Origin of the sequence: Streptomyces sp. NPDC017056 (assembly GCF_044332485.1) — a bacterium.
Taxonomy (GTDB): Bacteria; Actinomycetota; Actinomycetes; order Streptomycetales; family Streptomycetaceae; genus Streptomyces.
On sequence record NZ_JBIRPD010000004.1, the window covers coordinates 466179 to 484488 of the forward strand.

At 72.2% G+C, this 18310-nt stretch carries 16 protein-coding genes; 4 read left to right on the forward strand and 12 right to left on the reverse strand.

Annotated features, from left to right (window positions below):
* Window positions 1-46 precede the first annotated feature (46 nt).
* Window positions 47-613 carry a flavin reductase family protein gene (locus ACH4OW_RS10520; RefSeq protein ID WP_398026568.1) on the forward strand — a complete coding sequence of 189 codons (567 nt, stop codon included), beginning with the start codon at window positions 47-49 and terminating at the stop codon, window positions 611-613.
* A 12-nt stretch (window positions 614-625) separates the two neighbouring features.
* Here ACH4OW_RS10520 and ACH4OW_RS10525 read toward each other — a convergent pair whose 3' ends face one another.
* Window positions 626-3715: a BTAD domain-containing putative transcriptional regulator gene (locus ACH4OW_RS10525; RefSeq protein ID WP_398026570.1), complete on the reverse strand. Its 3090-nt coding sequence runs from the start codon at window positions 3713-3715 to the stop codon at window positions 626-628.
* A 377-nt stretch (window positions 3716-4092) separates the two neighbouring features.
* Complete coding sequence (locus ACH4OW_RS10530) at window positions 4093-4266, reverse strand: hypothetical protein (protein ID WP_360140643.1); 174 nt, start codon at window positions 4264-4266, stop codon at window positions 4093-4095.
* Between the two features lie 263 nt (window positions 4267-4529).
* Here ACH4OW_RS10530 and ACH4OW_RS10535 point away from each other — a divergent pair, with 263 nt between their 5' ends.
* Window positions 4530-7316: an AAA family ATPase gene (locus ACH4OW_RS10535; RefSeq protein ID WP_360140640.1), complete on the forward strand. Its 2787-nt coding sequence runs from the start codon at window positions 4530-4532 to the stop codon at window positions 7314-7316.
* A gap of 73 nt (window positions 7317-7389) precedes the next feature.
* Here ACH4OW_RS10535 and ACH4OW_RS10540 read toward each other — a convergent pair whose 3' ends face one another.
* From ACH4OW_RS10540 to ACH4OW_RS10585, 10 genes are all read right to left on the reverse strand, one after another.
* Complete coding sequence (locus ACH4OW_RS10540; protein ID WP_398026572.1) at window positions 7390-8037, reverse strand: hypothetical protein; 648 nt, start codon at window positions 8035-8037, stop codon at window positions 7390-7392.
* A complete protein-coding gene (locus ACH4OW_RS10545) occupies window positions 8034-9155 on the reverse strand; it encodes an ROK family glucokinase (RefSeq protein WP_398026574.1) in 1122 nt (373 codons plus the stop codon). The genes ACH4OW_RS10540 and ACH4OW_RS10545 overlap by 4 nt, the downstream gene beginning before the upstream one ends.
* 277 nt (window positions 9156-9432) lie before the next feature.
* Window positions 9433-10305 (reverse strand): ATP-binding cassette domain-containing protein, encoded by an 873-nt coding sequence (locus ACH4OW_RS10550; protein ID WP_398026576.1) that lies wholly within the window; start codon window positions 10303-10305, stop codon window positions 9433-9435.
* Window positions 10302-11372: an ABC transporter permease gene (locus ACH4OW_RS10555; protein ID WP_398026578.1), complete on the reverse strand. Its 1071-nt coding sequence runs from the start codon at window positions 11370-11372 to the stop codon at window positions 10302-10304. Before ACH4OW_RS10555 ends, ACH4OW_RS10550 begins: the two co-directional genes overlap by 4 nt.
* Window positions 11369-12382 (reverse strand): sugar ABC transporter substrate-binding protein, encoded by a 1014-nt coding sequence (locus ACH4OW_RS10560; protein ID WP_398026580.1) that lies wholly within the window; start codon window positions 12380-12382, stop codon window positions 11369-11371. Before ACH4OW_RS10560 ends, ACH4OW_RS10555 begins: the two co-directional genes overlap by 4 nt.
* Window positions 12383-12506: 124 nt before the next feature.
* On the reverse strand, window positions 12507-13556 hold the full coding sequence (locus ACH4OW_RS10565; RefSeq protein ID WP_398026582.1) for a sugar ABC transporter substrate-binding protein: 1050 nt from the start codon (window positions 13554-13556) through the stop codon (window positions 12507-12509).
* A 122-nt stretch (window positions 13557-13678) separates the two neighbouring features.
* Window positions 13679-14398 (reverse strand): GntR family transcriptional regulator, encoded by a 720-nt coding sequence (locus ACH4OW_RS10570; protein WP_360140676.1) that lies wholly within the window; start codon window positions 14396-14398, stop codon window positions 13679-13681.
* A gap of 180 nt (window positions 14399-14578) precedes the next feature.
* Window positions 14579-15778: a cytochrome P450 gene (locus ACH4OW_RS10575; protein WP_360140622.1), complete on the reverse strand. Its 1200-nt coding sequence runs from the start codon at window positions 15776-15778 to the stop codon at window positions 14579-14581.
* 135 nt (window positions 15779-15913) lie between these two features.
* Window positions 15914-16579, reverse strand: a complete 666-nt coding sequence (locus tag ACH4OW_RS10580) for a bifunctional 4-hydroxy-2-oxoglutarate aldolase/2-dehydro-3-deoxy-phosphogluconate aldolase (protein ID WP_360140619.1) — start codon at window positions 16577-16579, stop codon at window positions 15914-15916.
* A 262-nt stretch (window positions 16580-16841) separates the two neighbouring features.
* A complete protein-coding gene (locus tag ACH4OW_RS10585; protein WP_398026585.1) occupies window positions 16842-17285 on the reverse strand; it encodes a ribonuclease domain-containing protein in 444 nt (147 codons plus the stop codon).
* Window positions 17286-17455: 170 nt separating this feature from the next.
* Between ACH4OW_RS10585 and ACH4OW_RS10590 the strand changes: the two genes are divergently transcribed.
* Complete coding sequence (locus ACH4OW_RS10590; protein WP_360140533.1) at window positions 17456-18085, forward strand: XRE family transcriptional regulator; 630 nt, start codon at window positions 17456-17458, stop codon at window positions 18083-18085.
* Window positions 18086-18105: 20 nt separating this feature from the next.
* Window positions 18106-18264 (forward strand): DUF6126 family protein, encoded by a 159-nt coding sequence (locus tag ACH4OW_RS10595; RefSeq protein WP_360140530.1) that lies wholly within the window; start codon window positions 18106-18108, stop codon window positions 18262-18264.
* Window positions 18265-18310 lie beyond the last annotated feature (46 nt).

Genomic DNA, 18310 nt, shown 5'->3' on the forward strand with positions numbered 1-18310 from the left:
GCCGGCCTCGCCGCCGCACCCCCCGTACCCGACGAAGGAGACCCGTATGCCCCTTTCCGGGCAGGCAAGTTCCGTGCGGGACGGCCAGGCGTCCGTGACCGCCGAGCGGTTCCGCCGGGTGGCCGGCCACTACCCCACCGGCGTGGTCCTGGTCACCGGGCCGCGTCCGGCACCCGAACAGCCCCCGCCCGCCATGGTGGTGGGCACGTTCACCTCGGTCTCGCTGCACCCCGCGCTGGTGGGCTTCCTCCCCTCGCAGTCCTCGACCACCTGGCCGAAGATCCGGGCGGCCGGCCGCTTCTGCGTCAATGTGCTCGGCGCCGACCAGCAGCAGGTCTGCCGCGACTTCGCCACCGGAGACCCCCGCCGCTGGGAGGTGCCCCACCAGGAGACCGCCACCGGCTCCCCCCTGCTGCTCGACGCGCTCGCCTGGTTCGACTGCGAGGTGGCGGGCGAAGTGGCGGCGGGCGACCACTGGTTCGTGACCGGCGCGGTCCGCGGCCTCGGGGTCCGGCGGCTCGGCCCGCCCCTGGTCTTCCTGCGCGGCGGCTACGGCCACGGCGCCGAGGACGCCGACACCGCCGGGACCGGACGCCCCGCCCGTCCGGTCTGACCCGGCTGTGCGTCAACGGTGTTCGTGATCGACGCTGTGCGCGGCCGCGCCGCCGCTGTCGTGTTCCCGCAGCAGGCGGGCGAACGGCCACTGCGGCAGGAGACAGGAGTACTCGCCGCGCTCCTCGATCTCCCCGGCAGCGGCGGCGATCGTCCGCCGGGCCTCGTCGTGGGCCCCCGTCAGGTGCAGCGCGTCGGCGTACAGCCCCAGGTGCAGGGTGCGGCGCAGCCGGGTGCGGTGCCGGGCCGCGTCGTGCAGCGCCCTGCGTATCCGGGCCAGCCCCGCCTCGTGCCTGCCCTGGTACACCTCGGCCCAGCCGAGCGGGACGGCGAGCATGCGGTGCCAGAAGGGCAGCTGGCAGCGGGCGGCGAGGTCCAGGCCGGCCCGGCCGGCCAGCCAGGCGCCCTGGATGTCGTACTCGGTGACGGCGATGACGGCGTCCACGTACCGGGCGAAGGCCCGGTCCCAGGGCCGGTCGTAGCGGTCGGACTGGGTGAGGTGGAGGAGTTCCGACCGGTAGCGCCGGGCCTGGAGCTGGTCGCCGTTGAAACAGTGGCTGAGCGCCAGGTAGGCACGGAAGTCGATGCGCTGGTCCCGCAGCAGCGGGCTCTGCACCGGTGCGTAGGCGGGTGCGTCCAGGAGGAAGTCGTTGATCTCGACGCCCTGGGTGAGCGGGCCGAGCGCCTCGTCCGGGCGGCCGCTCACGAAGAGGGTGACCCCGTCCACGTAACAGGCCGCCGACCGGGCCGCCGGGCCGCCGCCGTGGTCGGCCAGCTCGTACAGCAGACCGGCGATCTCCCCGGCCTGCGCGTGCCGGCCCGCGGTGATCGCGCTCAGCGCCTGGGTGTGCAGCAGCCCGGTGGGCTGCGGGCTGCCGAAGGTGCGCTCCAGCTGCTGGGCGTGCCAGAGGATCTTTTCGACCTGGGCCGATCCGTAGCCTTCCATCAGGGCGTGCAGCCAGATCATCCGCTTGCGCAGGTGCAGTTCGACGGCGGAGGCCGCCTCGTCCCCCGGCAGTGCCGCCACGACGGACGCCGCGCTCTGCAGCCAGTGCAGCGCGGCCGCGTGGGCGAAGCGCGCCTGCTCCCGGTCGGCCAGGGCCAGCAGCGGGCGGACGCCGGTGCGGGCACCGAGGTGCCGGGCGGCCGCCAGGCAGTGGCGGTGGATCTCGGCGGCGTCGTCGCCCGGCTGGAACCGCAGGGCCAGGGTGGTGGCGATGCTGTGGTGCCACCGGGCGCGGGCGCCGGGCTGCGCGTTGTCCAGGAGGAAGTCGCGGGTCAGCCCGTGGACGAAGGACAGCCGGCCTTCGGCGGCCCGGTCGTGGCGCAGCAGGCCGGTCTGGACCGCTTCGTCGATCAGTGTGTGCGGCAGCTGGAGGGCGGACAGGAGGTCCGCGAGGAAGGGGCGGCGCACGCTCATGCCGGCCACCGCGCAGAGGGTGAGTACGTCGAGAGTGTGCGGTGAGCACTCGCTCAGCCGCTCGTACAGCACCTCGCGCACCTCGAAGGGGACCGGCGCCCGCTGCCCGTCCCCGGCCGGCTGCGCGGAGACCATGCTGAGCAGGAGGAAGGGGTTGCCGCCGGACGCGCGCTGGAGTTCCAGTACCTCGTCGGACGAGGGCACCTCTCCCGAGACCGAGGTGATCAGCGTCCGGCTCTGCTCCTCGGTGAGCCCTTCCAGGCGGAGCATGCCGGTGTTGCCCTCCTGGAGGATGCGGCCCACGGCGCGCCGTACCGCCGGGTCCTTCGCCAGTTCGTTGTCGCGCAGCGTGGCCAGGACGACGACGCGGGCGCGGCAGATCTGTTTGACGAGCAGTTGCAGCACTTCCAGCACCGGCACGTGGGCGAGGTGCACGTCCTCCAGGAGGAGGATCACGGGTTTCTGCTCCGCGGCGGACAGCACGGCCTGGCAGATCCGCATCTGGTGGGTGAGGTGCCGCTCGGGCGGCCAGTCGGCACGGGAGGCGAGGTCGGCGGCGGCCTCGCCGGCGTCGCTGCCCGGCTCCAGCTGCCGTACGACGTGGTCCCAGGTCCAGTAGCCGGGGGCCGACAGCGTTCCGACGCAGTGCGAGCGCACCACCTGGAACTCGTCGGTGGCGAGGTGGCGCTCCGCTTCCTGGAGCAGCCACGTCTTGCCGATGCCCTGCTCGCCGCAGACCAGCAGGGCGCGGCCGTGGCCGTCGCGGGCGCCCGCCAACAGGGTCTCCAGCCGCCGCATCTCCGCCTGCCGGCCGGTGATCCGGTCACCCGGCGGCGGGGAGGCCGGGGGCGGGGTGACCGGCGGCGGGGTGACCGGGGGCGCCGGGTCCTCGGCCGCTTCCGGCCGGGCCGGTACCGGAGAGGGGGCGGGTACGGGCACGGTGTGCTCCGCCGGCTCCTGGGCCGTCGTCGCCAGTTCCTGGCGCAGGATCTTCCCGTGCAGGGCCTGCAGTTCCGGGCTGAGGTCGGCGCCCAGGTCCTCCGCCACGGCCTTGCGCATCCGCTCGTACGTCAGCAGTGCCTCCGCCGACTGGCCAGAGTGGTACTGGGCCGTCATCAACTGGCCGCCCAGCCGCTCCAGTCCCGGATTGCGGTGGAGTTCCTCGCCGAGCCGGACCGTCACTTCCTCATAGGCGCTCAGTTCCAGGCTCGCCTGACCCCACATTTCGAGGACGCGTAAACGGATATGCTCAAGGCGGTCCGCTTCCGCCACCGCGAACTCGTATCCGTACAGCTCGCCCAGCGGAGCTCCCTTCCACAACTCCAGGGCGGACCAGGCCGTCGCACGAACGGCTTCGAGGTCGCCGGCCTTCGACAATTCCCGGCAGTCCTTGACCTTCGCCTCGAAGACCGCCGCGTCGACCAGCAGCGGATCGGCTTCCAGGACGTAACCCTGGAGATGGTGGACGAGCCGTATGGAGCGGTCGTGGGCGTGCAGCAGTTTCCGCAACCGGGAAACGTAGGCCTGTAGCGTCCTGGTGACCTGGTTCGGTGGGTCGAACCCCCAGATCGCCTTGATGATCACGGGCAGCGACACCACGCTGCCCACATGGATCAACAGCAGGGCGAGCAGCGCGCGTTGCCTCGGCGCGCCGAGGTCCACTTTTTTCTCGCCCGTACGCATATTCAAAGGGCCAAGGATTTCGAATCGCAGTACATCGTCGTTCATCGTGCCTCCCGGCTGAGGGTGGTGGCGGAGGGGCATGCGAAGCAAACTACCGACGGATTGTCAGTGACCATTGCGAGACCGGAAGCCCGATCGGAAACAGGAAGGACAGGCGTGAGGAGTCGTCCGGGAATGACGGCGCACCCCGTTCACTCCCCAAGTCGTCCGGGTGGATAACACGCGAAACGGCACCGTTGCCGGCCGCGCCCCGGCCCGCGAGGCGGACCGGAGGGTGTCAACCCCGGTCGTACGGGCGCGGCTTCGGGTGACGGAGCGTACGCCGGGGACGCCCTGTGGGCAGGACGGTGTTACGGCCCCCGTCCGGGGGGCACCCGTCAGATGGGGCAGCAGCGTCTCTTGACGGTGCGCAGTGGACCGGCCGGCGGCGCGGCGGCCCGCATGCGGCCGCGCCCGGGGTACTCGCAGCTCTCCAGCACGTCGGGCACGTACTCCCCCACCGGCTTCCGCTCCTCGTGGCAGTCCGGCGGAAAAGGCGCTCCGACCTGCATAACTGCTCCTCGCTTCAGAGGCATTCGATCGCCTCTACGCATTCGGCCGACGCCTCCTGCTGGTGTCGTGGTCGCGGAGCACCAGTCTCCGCGAGAAACCGATACCGCGGCATCCGTCGGGCGACTCGCCGTCCACGAACAGTTACCGGTCGGTGACTTTCCGGATCATGGCGCGTTCCGCACACAGAACGCACCGCCCTATCAGCAACCCACTGACATAAGCATCCGTCATACGACGTGGATCCACCATGAGAGGACATCGGATGCTGGTCGGGCGAGAGCAGGAACGGGACGAGTTGGGCAGGCTCCTCGACGATGCGCGCGCGGGGCGCAGCGGCACTCTGGTGTTGCGCGGCCCGGCCGGGATCGGCAAGAGCTCGCTCCTGGCGGACCTGGTGCAACGGGCCGAGCCGGACGTATGGGTGCTGCGCGCGGTGGGCGTCGAGGGCGAGGTCGAGCTGCCCTTCGCTGCGTTGCACCAGCTATTGCTGTCTTTGCTGCCGTATGTGTCCCGGCTGCCCGTGCCACAAGCCGAGGCCCTGCGGGGGGCGTTCGGGATGAGCACCGCCTCCGCCGACCCGTTCCTGGTCGCGCTGGCCGCGCTGACCCTGCTCTCCGATGCCGCCGAGGACGCGCCCCTGCTGCTGGTCGTGGACGACGCCCACTGGCTGGACTCGGCGACGGCGGACGCGCTGATGTTCGTGGCCCGGCGGATGGACATGGAGGGCGTGGCCCTGGTCTTCGCGGCCCGCGACGGCTCCCGCCCGTTCCCCGCGCCCGGCGTCCCCCAACTCCAGGTGGCGCCGCTGAGCGAGGACGCGGCACAACGATTGCTGGCAGCAAAGCTGCCGCACGTCGCGCCGACCGCCCGCGAGCGGCTGCTGCACGAGGCCGGCGGCAACCCGCTCGCGCTGGTCGAACTGCCCACCGTCCTCAGCCCCGAGCAGTTGGACGGCACCGCGCCGCTGCCCGCGCACCTGCCCCTCAGCGACCGTCTTCAGCAAGTCTTCTGGCACCGCACGCTGGGCCTGCCGGCCGGCTACAACCGGGTCCTGCTGCTGGCCGCGACGGAGAGCAAGGGCGACCTGGCCACCCTGCTCGGCGCCGCCGAGGACGCGGAAGCCGCCATGGACGTGCTGTCCTCGGCCGCGTCCGAGGGCCTGATCATGCTGGACCAGCACCAGGTGCGGTTCCGCCACCCCCTGGTCCGCTCCGCGATCTACCAGGGGGCCTCGCTCAGCGACCGGCGCGCCGCCCACCTGGCACTGGCGGAGACCGTCGGCAGCGAGGACGACCGGTACGTCTGGCACCTGGCGGCGGCAGCGGTCGGCACGGACGACACCGTGGCCAAGCTGCTGGCCGAACTGGCCGAACGCAACCGGCGTGCCGGCGGGGTGGCCACCGCGGCCCAGGCGCTGTGCCGGGCCGCCTCGCTGGCCTCCGACTACCGCAGCCGGGCCAGGTGGCTGGTGGACGCGGCCGAGTGCGCGTGGACGGCCGCGAAGACCGCCCAGGCCGAGGAGCTGCTGGACCGCGCCGAGGCGCTGACGGACGACCCGGCCCTGCGGGCGCGCTCGGCCCGGGTGCGCGGTGCCATCACGCACGCCAGCAGCGACCCGGCCATCGCCTGCCGCATCCTGCTGGACGGCGCCCGGCTGGTGTGCGACACGGACGCGGAACTGGCCGGGGAGCTGCTGGTGATGGCGGCCCGCTCGGCCTGGGTGGCGGGCGCCCCGGCGAAACTGACGGAGATCGGCGACCTGATCGGCCGCCTGCGCCCCGCCCCCGCCGACCCGGCCCGTACCGCCCCGGCGGACGGCCCCCGTACCGCCACCGACGCCGGCATCACCGACTACTTCTCCCACTGCTTCCACTACCTGGGCGGCCTCGCCCCCGACAACCCCCACGGGGGCCGCCCGTACACCCAGGACATCTCGGACGCCCGGATGGCCTGGCTGTCGCCGGGGCACCTCAAGCCCTGGGTCTGGCCGCCGGTGTTCCTCCCCTACCTGACCGGGTCCACGGAAGAGATGCTGCACGCGCACCAGCGCGCGGTCGACAGCCTGCGCAAGGTCGGCGCGGCCGGGGCGCTGCCGATGTCACTGGCCCCGCTGGTCGCGCTGCAACTCGTCACCGGGCAGTGGCCGGCGGCGCTGTCCCACGGCACGGAGGCCCTCACCCTGGCCGACGACACCGGCCAGCTCGGCGCCGCGAGCCACCTGCGGGCGATGCTGGCCTGGCTCGCCGCCGCCCAGGGGGACGGCGAGCGCTGCCGCGCCCTGGCCGAGGCGTCCCTCGCCGTCTCGGTGCCGCGCCGCATCACCTCCGCCGTGGGGCTCGCGCAGTGGGCACTGGGGCTGCAGGACCTCGCCGAGGGCCTCCCGGACCGGGCCGCCCGGCTGCTGGACGAGGTGGCCTCCCCCGGCGGGCCTGCCGGGCACTTCATGGTGAGCTGGCTGGTGCTGCCCGACCTCGTCGAGGCGGCGGTACGGGCGGGGAAACCGGACCAGGCCCGCGCGGCACTGCGGCGCTTCGAGGTCCAGGCCATGCCCGCCCAGCTGCCGCACCTGCGCGCCATGTGGCTCAGGTGCCGGGCGTTGCTGGCGCCGGGTGAGGACGCCGACGAGCTGTACGCCGAGGCGCTGAACGTCGCGCACCCCTCGGCCTTCGACACCGGCCGTACGCATCTGCTCTACGGCGAGTGGCTGCGCCGCAACCGCCGCATCAAACCGGCCAGGGAGCACCTGCACCAGGCCGAGACGTATCTGCGCACGCTCGGCGCCCGGCCGTGGACGGAGCTGGCCGGCCACGAACTGCGCGCGGCCGGCGACCGCGGCCGCAACCAGCCGGCCCCCGACCCGTCCGCCGAACTCGGCCGGCTCACGTCGAGGGAGCTCCAGATAGCCCGGCTGGCCGCCGAGGGCATGAGCAACCGGGAGGTCGCCGCGCGCCTCTTCCTCAGCCCCCGTACCGTCGCCTACCACCTGTACAAGCTCTTCCCCAAGCTGGGCATCACGTCCCGTACCCAGCTCTACGGCAAGTCCCTCTGACGGCCGCCGCACGCCGAAGCCCCGCCGGAGCGTTCCGGCGGGGCTTCGTGGGTGCGGGGTGCCGGGCGGGGGCTCAGCGCTTGAAGGCGACCGTCGAGACAACGTAGACGACCGGGTGTCCGGGCTCGTCGAAGTTCACGCTGATGTTCTGGCTGGGGTGCGGGTCCCCGGCCTTCACCGAGGTGCCGGCCCACTGCCCGCCGGCGGCCAGGTCCCAGCCGACCTTCGCCGCCTGCGCCCCGGTGATGGTGATCTCGCCGTCCTTGAGGGCGTCGCGGCTGGTGCCCGCCCAGCGGAGGTAGTGGTCCAGGCCCCAGTCGTTCGTACGGAACTGTACGTACAGAGAGCTGCGGTGCCAGCCGTTGGCCTCGTAGTAGTAGACCGGCGTGGAACCGGCCGGAATACGGACGTTGTAGATGCGCTGCTGCACCTTGGAGGGGAAGTCGTTGTACAGGCCGGTGGAGGCCGCTTCCTCCTCCTTGCTCTGGCCGCTGTCCCGGCTCTGCTCGGCGGAGATGACGATGTAGCCCGCCGGGATCGCGATCAGCAGGCATACGACCACCGCGGTGAGCCAGCGGCGCCGCCGCCCCGGGCGGGACGCCGGCCCCCCGGAACGTTCCGCCTCCGGCTCTTCCGGCGGCCCGCCGGGCCCGTCCCCGCGCTCGGCGGCCGGCTCCGGCTCGCGTTCCTCGGTCATGGCCGGCTTGACCTGCTCCGTCATCGGCGGCCCGACCGTTCGTAGCGCTCGTAGCGCTCCACGCGCCGCCGGTTGGCGCGCCGGAAGCGGCGGGCGACCAGGCGCGCCAGGTCGGCCGCGCCCACCATGCCCGCCTCGGGGCCCAGCTGCGCCTTGGCGATACGGGCCTCGGGGCGGTAGCCGCGGCCGGTCAGGGTCCGCCGGAAGGCGTCCCTGGCCGGGCCGATGAGCAGGTCGTCGGCGGCGCTGACGCCACCGCCGATCACGAAGCAGGACGGGTCCAGCGCGGCGGCCAGGTTGGCGATGCCGACGCCCAGCCACTGGCCGATGTCCTGGAGCAGCTCGACGCACATCGCGTCGCCCTCGCGGGCCAGCTCGGTGATGAGCGGCCCGGTGATGTCGGTGACGCGCCCGCCGACCCGGTCGATGATGTTGTACGCGACCGGGGAGTCGGCGGCGGCCAGCTCGCGCGCCTCGCGGACCAGCGCGTTGCCGGAGCTGTACTGCTCCCAGCAGCCGCGGTTGCCGCACGGGCAGCGGTGCCCGGCCGGCACCACCTGCATGTGGCCGAACTCGCCGGCCACCCCGTACTTGCCGCGCTTGACCGCGCCGTCCTCCAGGATCGCGCCGCCGATGCCGGTGCCCAGCGTGATCATGACGAGGTGGTCCTCGCCGCGGCCCGCGCCGAAGCGCCACTCGGCCCAGGCGGCCGTGTTGGCGTCGTTGTCGACCATGACAGGCACCGCGAGGCGGCCCGCCAGGCGGTCGCGCAGCGGCTCGTTGCGCCAGTTCAGGTGGGGGGCGAACAGCACGGTGCTGCGCTCGGCGTCGACCCAGCCGGCGGCGCCGATGCCCACCGCGTGCACGTCGTGCCGGTCGGAGAGGTCCAGCACCAGTTCGGTGATGACGTCCTCGACGACCTTGGGGCTCTTGGACTTGTCGGGCGTCTCGGTGCGGACCCTCTCCAGGATCGTGCCGTCCGCGTCGACGACGCCGGCCATCACCTTCGTGCCGCCGATGTCGATGCCGACGGTCGGCACGCGGGGCGCGCTCAGGTGGGAACGCCGCTCGCGGGTGCCCACCGTGCGCAGCACGGTCGCTCTGGCCGATCCTCGGTGCACCCGGTCCCGGTACGTGCTCATCGACCCACCTCTTCGCCGTTGTGGTGGCGGCGGCTGCGTGCTCGCAAGAGTCGTCTCGTCCCTGCGGGTGTCGGGAGGCCGGGGCCTCGGGCGTGCGTGGTCCGGTGTCGTGCCCGTCCGGTGTCGTACGCGTACGGGCGCGTCCCCGGGGCCGGGCCCCGGAGTGCGTGAGCCGTGCCGGCGGCGGTGACGTGCACGGTCCGGTGCGATTGTGCCCTACCCGCGGTGGGCGGCGCATGGCGGCGCGGGCCCGCCGGAACCCGCGCCACCGGCCCGCTCAGTGCGTCGGGTGGCCGCCGAGGTGGCCGGGTTCGGGCGCGCGGGCCAGCTCGTGGCTGAGCTGTTCCAGCTCGCTGCCGCCCGCCATCTGGCGCGTCAGCTCGTCCAGGGCGATCTCGGACCTGGTGTGGCTGCCGGCCATCGTGCCGCGCTTGAGGAGGACGAAACGGTTGCCCACGAGGTAGGCGTGGTGCGGGTTGTGGGTGATCAACACCACGCCGAGGCCGGCGTCCCGCGCGGCCGCCACGTACTTCAGGACGACGCCGGACTGCTTGACGCCGAGCGCCGCCGTCGGCTCGTCCAGGACCAGCACCTTCGCGCCGAAGTACACGGCGCGGGCGATGGCCACGCACTGCCGCTCGCCGCCCGAGAGCGTCCCGATGGGCTGGTCCACGTCGCGCAGGTCGATGCCCATGCGCAGCAGCTCCGCCCGGGTGGTCTCGCGCATCAGCCGCACGTCGAGGCGCTTGAAGGGACCGGCGCCCTTGGTGGGCTCGGAGCCGAGGAAGAAATTGCGCCAGACCGGCATCAGGGGGACGACGGCCAGGTCCTGGTAGACGGTGGCGATGCCGCGGTCCAGCGCCTCGCGCGGGGAGGACAGCCGGGTCTGTTCGCCCTCGATCGCGAAGCGGCCCGCGTCGTGCTGGTGCAGCCCCGCGATGATCTTGATGAGGGTGGACTTGCCCGCGCCGTTGTCACCGAGCACACAGGTGATCTCCCCCGCGTGCACCTCCAGCGAGACGCCTTCGAGGGCCTTGATGTTGCCGTAGAACTTGCTGACGTCCGTCAGCTCGACGAGGGGCGGTACGGCCTCCGGCGCGTCCGCGCCCCCGGCGCCCGCCGTGCTCTCCGGCCTGTCCGGGTTGCTCATTTCGTCGCCTCCGCGCGCTTGCGGACCCATGCGTTCAGGAGCGTGGCCAGCAGCAGCATCGCCCCGAGGAAGAACTTGTACCAGTCCGGGTTCCACTGGGCGTAGACGATGCCCTTGCTGGCCATCCCGAAGATGAAGGCGCCGACGGCCGCGCCGATCGCCGAGCCGTAACCGCCGGTCATCAGGCAGCCGCCGACCGCGGCCGCGATGATGTAGAGGAACTCGTTGCCGACGCCGTCGCCGGACTGGATCGCGTCGTACGAGAACAGCAGGTGCTGCCCGGAGATCCAGGCCGCCAGCGCGACGCCCATGTACAGGCCGATCCGCGTCTTGGTGACCGGCACGCCGACGGCGCGCGCGGCGTCCGCGCCGCCGCCCACCGCGAAGATCCAGTTGCCGACGCGGGTGCGCAGCAGGATCCAGGTGGCGAGCGCGACCAGGCCGATCCACCACAGGATCGTGACCTGGATGTCCACGCCGCCGACGCTCAGGTGCGACGCGAAGAGCGCCCGGGCCGAGTCGAAGCCCTCCATGTCGGCGATGGACTTCGTCGAGACTGTGCCGCTGATCAGCTTGGTGAAGCCGAGGTTCAGGCCGGTCAGCATGAAGAACGTGCCCAGCGTGATGATGAAGCTGGGCAGCTTCGTCCGGGTCAGCAGAAAGCCGTTGAAGACCCCGATGGCCAGGGTGACCAGCAAGGACACCCCGACGCCCACCCAGACGTTCGCGGTCATCTGGTAGCTGAACATCGACGAGACGAGCGCCGAGCTGACGACCATGACACCGGCCGACAGGTCGAACTCGCCGCCGATCATCAGCAGCGCCACCGGCACCGCCATGATGCCGATCGTCGACGACGCGTACAGCACGGTCGAGAGGCTGGACGCGCGCAGGAACGTGTCGGCGGCGAAGGAGAAGAAGAGGAAGACCGCCGCGGCGCCGACCACCGCGCCCAGCTCGGGGCGGCTCATCAGGCGGCGCGCCAGCGACCGGTGCACCAGCCGCTCGTCGGTACCCGCGCCGCCGCGCGGTCCGCTGTCCTTCACGGGTGTGTCCGCGGTGCTCATCGGGTCCCCCGCTTCGTGTACTCCTGCAGGGCCGCCGCGTCCTTCTTGGTGATCACCTGCGGCCCGGTGAAGACCGGCTTGCCGCCGCCGAGGACGTCGGCGTTGTACTTGTAGAGCCACAGCAGGTCCACGGCCTGATAGCCCTGGAGGTACGGCTGCTGGTCGACGGCGAAGCCGAGCGAGCCGTCCTTGAGGCCGTCGGCGACCTTCGCGTTCAGGTCGAACGTGTCGACCTCGGCGTCGCTGCCGGCCTGCTCCTTGGCCTTGACGGCGGTCGGCGCGAAGGGCGCGCCCAGGGTGACGACCGAGTCGATGTCCCGGTCCGACTGGAGCTTGGCCTCGATGGTGGACTGGACGTCGGGCATGTTGGTGCCCTCCACGTACAGCTTCTGCATCTCGCCCTTGAAGGTCTTCTTCGCGCCGTCGCACCGCTGCTCGTGGCCGACGTTGCCCTGTTCGTGCAGGACGCACAGCGCCTTCTTGCGGCCCCGCTCGTTCATCTCCTCGCCGACCGCCTCGCCGGCCATGGTCTCGTCCTGGCCGACGTGCGTCAGCGCCCCGTACGCTTTGGAGACCTCGGCGCCGGAGTTGACGGTGATCACCGGGATACCGGCCTTCTCGGCCTTGGCGACCACGTCCTTCATGGCGTCGGGCTTGGCCAGGGTGACGATCAGCCCGTCGACCTTCTGATCGATGTAGGACTGCACGAGCTGGCTCTGCCGCTGCGCTTCCTTGTCGTGCCCGTAGACGAACTTGATGTTGTCCTTGTCGGCGGCCTGCTTGGCGCCGCTCTGGACGATGTCCCAGAAGGTGTCGCCATCGCCCGAGTGGGTGACCATCGCGAAGGTCCACCTCGGGGTGTTGACGGCCGCCTTGCCGCCGGCGGTCTGGGCGGCGCGCGCGTCCTCGGCGCGCTTGCCGCCGGTGCTGCTGCACCCCGCCAGGGACGCGGCGAGCACCGCTGCCAGCACCGCGGTCACCGCGCGTACCCCTGTCCGAACCCTTGCCACGAGGTCGTGCCCTTCTCGTTGCTGTCGTTGCTGTCACTGTGCGCCTGGGGCGCTGTGCCGGGTTTGGGCCGAAAATGATCGGTCCCGGCCGCCCAAGTATCCGTTACGCCTGTTCCGCGTGGGGTCATCGGGTCCCGCGCCCGGTGTACTCCTCCAGCTTCGGCACATCCTTGGCGGTGACGATCGCCGGGCCGGTCAGCACCGGTTTGCCGCCGCCGAGGACGTTGCCGTTGACCTTGTACAGCCACAGGAGGTCCACCGCCTCGTACCCCTGGAGGTACGGCTGCTGGTCGACGGCGAAGTCCACGTCCTTCTTCTTGAGGAGCCCGACCACCGAAGGATTCAGGTCGAAGGTACCGATCCGGGCCTTGCTGCCGGCCTCGTCGCGGGCCTTGCCGGCGATCGCGGCCATCGGCGCGCCGAGGGTGACGACGGAGTCGACGTCCGCGTCCGACTGGAGCCTGGCCTGCACGGAGGACTGCGAGGCCGGCGCATTGGTGCCGTCGACGCTGACGTCCTCCACCCGGCCGGTGAACGTCGCGCGCACCCCGGCGCAGCGGTCTTCCAGGGACACGTTGCCCTGTTCGTGTATGACACACAAGGCCTTCTTGAGGTGGCGCCGGTTCAGCTCCTCCCCGACGGCACGGCCCGCCACGGTCTCGTCCTGGCCGATGTGGGCCAGCGCGCCGTACGCGGCCGAGAACCGGCCGCCGGAGTTGACGGTGATCACCGGCGTGCCCTGCGCGACGGCCTTGCGGACGACCGCCGCCAGCGCCTCCGGCTTGGCCAGGGTGACGATCAGCCCGTCCACCTTCTGGTCCAGGTAGGACTGCACCAGCTCGGCCTGCCGGCCGCCCTCCTTGGCGTTGGCGTAGAGGAACTTCACGTTGTCCTTGTCGGCGGCCTGCTGTGCGCCGTTCTGCACGATGTCCCAGAAGGTGTCACCCTCGCCGGAGTGGCTGACCATGCCGATGGTCAGGCGGGGCGTGTCGACCGGGCGGCCGCCGGGGCTCCCCGCCTTGTCCTCGGCCCCCTTGCCGCCGGAGCCGCTGCACCCCGCGGCGAGCGCGAGCACGGCGACGGCGGCCGCCACGGCCCCGGTGGCACGGCGTTCGGCCGTACGGCATTCGGTGGTACGGCGTTCGGTGGTACGGGTCTTGCGCACGGTACGCATCGTGGAGCCGCCCTCTCTCCCGCGCCGCCCGACTGCGGCTGGAGGAGTTCTAGCGGCGGGCGCCGAGCCCCGTCAATACTTTGTCAGAACATTCTGACCCGACCGGGGTCGGCGCGGCGGCCTCACGGCCGCACGAGCAGCTGGAACTCGAAGGCGTACCGCGAGGCCCGGTAGACGTGCGAACCGAACTCCACCGCGCGGCCGGTGTCGTCGAAAGTGGTGCGCTGCATCGTCAGCAGCGGAGCGCCCTCAGGTTCACCGAGCCGCTCCCCCTCCTCGACCGTGGCGGCACGGGCACCGACAGCCTGGCGGGCACTGTGCAGCGTGATCCCGGCCCCCCGCATCAGGCGGTACAGGCCGGTCTCCTCAAGCTGCTCGGTGCCGAGCGCGAGCAGCCCTGCGGGGAGGTGGTTGCGCAGGTGGGCGACGGGCTCACCGTGCGTGAGCCGCAGCCGCTCGACGAGCGCCACCTCGGCGCCCTCCGCGATCCCGAGCGCGGCGGCGACCTCGGCGGTGGCCTCGGTGGTGGTGTTGAGCAGCACGCGGGTGGCCGGCTTCTGCCCGGCGGCCTCCAGGTCGTCGTAGAGGCTGCTCAGCTCCAGCGGGCGCTTGACCTGGCTGTGGACGACCTGCGTACCGATGCCGCGGCGCCGTACCAGCAGCCCCTTGTCGACCAGCGACTGGATGGCCTGGCGGACGGTCGGCCGGGAGAGCCCGAGGCGCCCCGCCAGCTCGATCTCGTTGCCGAGCAGGCTGCCGGGAGCGAGCTTGCCGGTCTCGATGGCGGCCTCCAGCTGCTGGGACAGCTGGAAGTACAGCGGCACCGGGCTGCTCCGGTCCACGCTGAACTGCACGGGGCTCTCGGCGCCCTTGGACTCTGTATCGCGTTTGCCCACGGCGCGAGGGTATCCGGCCGAACAGATGACGGGAAGTCCGGAGGTCACATTGTCCGGACAATCACGCCCGGGCACCCGGAGCCTTGCGGGCGCGCCGCTGCGGCCGCGGCGGCGCGCACCGGCTGCCTACTTCCAGCGCACCGGCAGGTGATGCGGGCCGCGCATCAGCATGCCCGTACGCCAGGTCAGCGCGTCGGCGCCGGTGTCCAGGGCGAGTTCCGGGCAGCGGTCCAGGAGGGTGCGGACCGCGATGCGGCCTTCCATACGGGCCAGCGGGGCGCCGAGGCAGAAGTGGATGCCGTGGCCGAAGGCCATGTGGCCGCGCGTCTCGCGGGTGATGTCGAAGGTGTCGGGGTCCGTGAAGCGTTCGGCGGCGCGGCCCGCCGCCGCCAGTCCGACGAGGACGAACGCGCCGGCCGGGACGACCGTGCGGCCGATTTCGACGGGTTCGGTGGTGAACCGCCAGGTGGCGTTCTCCACCGGGCCCTCGTAGCGCAGCATTTCCTCGACGGCGTTGTCCAGGAGGGAGGCGTCGGCGCGCAGGGCGGCCAGTTGCGCGGGGTGCCGGAGCAGCGCGCGGACGCCGTTGGCTATCAGGTTGACGGTGGTCTCGTGGCCGGCGACCAGGAGGAGGAAGGCCATGCCGAGCAGTTCCTGCCGGGACAGCTGGTCGCCGTCCTCGTCGCTGGTCCGCACCAGGGCGCTCAGCAGGTCCTCGCCCGGCGCCTGCCGCTTGTCCTCGATCAGGCCGGCCAGGTACCCGCTCATGTCCCGGGCGGCCGCCGCGGCTTCCTCCTCGCCGGTCGGCGAGATCAGCTCGTTGGACCAGGCGCGGAAGGCTTCCCGGTCGATGTCGGGCACGCCGAGCAGTTCGCAGATGACGGTCATCGGCAGCGGGAAGGCGAGCGCCTCGACGAGGTCGGCGCGGCCGTCGGGGGCGGCGAGCATGGCGTCCAGCAGGTCGTCGGTGATCTTTTGGACGCGTGGGCGCAGCGCTTCGACGCGGCGGGTGGTGAACTCCCTGGCGACCAGCTTGCGCAGCCGGGTGTGCTGCGGCGGGTCGGCGTCGAGCATGTTCATGAATTCCCACTCGTCGGGCTCCACGGGGCCCGAGAGGGTGATGCCGGCCCGGGTCCAGTCCTTGGCCAGGCGGGGGTCGGCCAGCGCGGCCCGCGCCTCCTCGTACCCGACGATGAGCCACGCTTCCTGGCCGTCGGGGATACGGACGTGGTGGACCGGCCCCTGAGCTCGTAATTTGGCGTAGTACGGGTGGGGGTCGGCGACGAAGTCCGGTCCGTACGCGCTCAGGTCGATGATTTCCGCCATGGTGCTGTCCGCCCCTCGTAACGTTTCCCGTCACCGTACGTACACCGGGGGCGCGGGACATCGGCCCCGCGGAGGAGGCCGGGGGCGGTGTCTCCTCCGTGGGGAGTGCTCCGCCTGCCGTATCCCGGGGCGGCCTCAGACCTCGTAGAGGCCCGCCCCGGGGCCTGCCGGGTGCGGCGGGGCGGCGTCCGCCAGACGGGCCAGCAGGTCGGAGGCGCGCTTGGCGACGGTCTCGCGGTCGCCCTCCGAGAGCGCCGATCCCATGCCCACGGCCACCGCGCCGGCGGCTATCCACTCCGGCGCGCTCTCCACCGTCACGCCGCCGGTCGGCAGCACGGGGGCCTGCGGCAGGGCGGCGCGGACGTCCCGGAGCCAGCCGGGGTGGTGGGCGGAGGCGGGGAAGAGCTTGAGCGCGTCGGCGCCGAGCTCCAGGGCGCGGACCATCTCGGTGGGTGTGGCGACGCCGGGGAAGACGGGCACGCCGTAGCGGTGGCCGGTGCGGATGACCTCGGCGTCCAGGCTGGGGGAGACCAGGAAGCGGGCGCCGGCGTCCACGGCCATCCGGGCGGAGACGGCGTCCAGGACGGTGCCCGCGCCGATGACGGCGTCGTCGCCCAGCTCGCGGCTGAGGGTGGTGACGGCTTCCAGCGCGAACGGCGTGGTCAGGGAGATCTCCAGGCTGGTGATCCCGGCGGACAGCAGGGTGTCCGCGGTGGCGCTGGCCTCGTCGTAGGTCTCACTGCGGACGATGGCGAAAACACGCTGCGCCAGAGCGGCCCGGGTGATCTCCCAGCGGTACACGGCAGTTCGCCGCCTTCCTTGTCTCAATCGCCAAACCCGTCGCCGTACTCCCGCGGAACAGCCGGGCACACGGCGCCTCCTGGGCCGTGCCGCGCAGCAGGTGACCACCTCCTGGTCCCTTTGCCACCGTTGCCCGCCCATTCGTCGTTTCTACCGAAACGCTACCGGGGACCACCGACAATTCTGCCGCGGGGGTGCGCCAAAGCAGCGGCGGAGGCCGGGGCGCCGCCCCGGCCTCCGCCGTCCGGTCCTCCGTGCCGCTTCAGCAGCCCCGGTCGACCAGGTCGAACGACTTGTAGTGGTCGGCGGTGTAGTAGTCCTCGTCCTTCTTCTCACCGGTCACGATGCGCCGGGCCCCGCGGTCCGGGGAGCCCGGCGTCCTGACGGTGTACTCGTGGTAGTAACCACTGCCCTGAGCAGGGAGGATGCCTTCCCGGTTGCTGAAGACCGTGCCGTCCTTCGGGTACGGGAAGGGGCCGCCCTTGGCGATCAGGTCCAGGGTGTCGTGGGCCTGCGAGGGGAGCTTGGAGTAGCAGATGTCGCCGACCGCGGCGACGTGCGCGGCGAGGCGTGCGGTGGCCGGGTGCGCCACGGGGGCGGCGGCCGTCGCTGCGGGTGTGGCGGCGAGGGCGGGCCCGCCGGCGAGGAGGGCCGCGGCGAGGGCGCCGGCGGCGCCGAAACGGGTGATGCGTGGGGGGATCTTCATGGACACAGCATGACGCGCGTAGACAGGTACCTGTCAATGCCAAGGGGCGGATGTTTCCCGGGAGTTCACCGGGCGGCGGGCGCCTGAACGATCGGAATGCCCCGGTGAGGGCTTTTTGCCTGTGGGGCAAAACTTTTGCCCGAGAGGCGAAACCTGGCTATACCGGGTACATGAGCGACACCGCCGCCGAGCCGCCCTCGGACGAGCTGCCCGACGAACTGCCCTCCGTCGCGCCCCGGCTGCGCGAGCTGCGGCGGCGCACCGGCCTCACCCTGGAGCTGGCCGCCCGGCGGGTGGGGCTGTCGCCCGCGCACCTGTCCCGGCTGGAGACCAACCAGCGCCAGCCGTCGCTGCCGATGCTGCTGGCCCTCGCGCGCATGTACGGAACAACGGTATCCGACCTCCTCGGCGAGACGGCGCCCGAACGGGACCCGATCGTCCGGGCGGGCCGCGCCGAGCCGTCCGAGGCGGGCGGCTGGACGTACCGGACCCTGGGCGGCGCCGGGCGGGCCATGCAGGCGCTGCGGGTGCACGTGCCGCAGCGCGCGCAGGGCGACCTGGTACGGGTGCACGCCGGCGAGGAGTGGCTGTACGTCCTCAAGGGCCGGCTGCGGCTCACGCTGGGCGAGACGGCACACGTACTGGACCCGGGTGACGCGGCTCACTTCGACTCGCTGACCCCGCACCGCATCGCGGCCGCCTCGCGCGGCGGCACGGAGCTGCTGTTCGTGCACACCCTGCTCCAGAGCGGCGCGGCCGAGCTGTGCCTCGGCGACAACGCACCACGCCGCGGCCTGTGACCGAGGAAGGAACCCCTGCCATGTCCGACGAACCGACCCCCGAGACCGCGCCCGCGCGCAGGTATGTGGAGAACAAGCCCCCGCGGGGCGTCTACGTGCGCGTCTTCATATACGTCGTGGCCACCCACGTCCTGCTGGCCTTCATGAGCATCATCTTCATCATCGCGAAGAACCGCTGAGGGGGCGCTGCCACCGGAACGGCGGCCCACCCGGCGCAAAAGTCCA

Bases quoted from the DNA above. Each gene is read 5' to 3' on its own strand.
- ACH4OW_RS10595 (WP_360140530.1), top strand. From the start codon at position 18,106: ATGTCCGACGAACCGACCCCCGAGACCGCGCCCGCGCGCAGGTATGTG.
- ACH4OW_RS10590 (WP_360140533.1), top strand. From the start codon at position 17,456: ATGAGCGACACCGCCGCCGAGCCGCCCTCGGACGAGCTGCCCGACGAA.
- ACH4OW_RS10550 (WP_398026576.1), bottom strand. From the start codon at position 10,305: ATGAGCAACCCGGACAGGCCGGAGAGCACGGCGGGCGCCGGGGGCGCG.
- ACH4OW_RS10540 (WP_398026572.1), bottom strand. From the start codon at position 8,037: ATGACGGAGCAGGTCAAGCCGGCCATGACCGAGGAACGCGAGCCGGAG.
- ACH4OW_RS10520 (WP_398026568.1), top strand. From the start codon at position 47: ATGCCCCTTTCCGGGCAGGCAAGTTCCGTGCGGGACGGCCAGGCGTCC.
- ACH4OW_RS10575 (WP_360140622.1), bottom strand. From the start codon at position 15,778: ATGGCGGAAATCATCGACCTGAGCGCGTACGGACCGGACTTCGTCGCC.
- ACH4OW_RS10545 (WP_398026574.1), bottom strand. From the start codon at position 9,155: ATGAGCACGTACCGGGACCGGGTGCACCGAGGATCGGCCAGAGCGACC.
- ACH4OW_RS10535 (WP_360140640.1), top strand. From the start codon at position 4,530: ATGCTGGTCGGGCGAGAGCAGGAACGGGACGAGTTGGGCAGGCTCCTC.
- ACH4OW_RS10565 (WP_398026582.1), bottom strand. From the start codon at position 13,556: ATGCGTACCGTGCGCAAGACCCGTACCACCGAACGCCGTACCACCGAA.
- ACH4OW_RS10530 (WP_360140643.1), bottom strand. From the start codon at position 4,266: ATGCAGGTCGGAGCGCCTTTTCCGCCGGACTGCCACGAGGAGCGGAAG.
- ACH4OW_RS10585 (WP_398026585.1), bottom strand. From the start codon at position 17,285: ATGAAGATCCCCCCACGCATCACCCGTTTCGGCGCCGCCGGCGCCCTC.
- ACH4OW_RS10555 (WP_398026578.1), bottom strand. From the start codon at position 11,372: ATGAGCACCGCGGACACACCCGTGAAGGACAGCGGACCGCGCGGCGGC.
- ACH4OW_RS10525 (WP_398026570.1), bottom strand. From the start codon at position 3,715: ATGCGTACGGGCGAGAAAAAAGTGGACCTCGGCGCGCCGAGGCAACGC.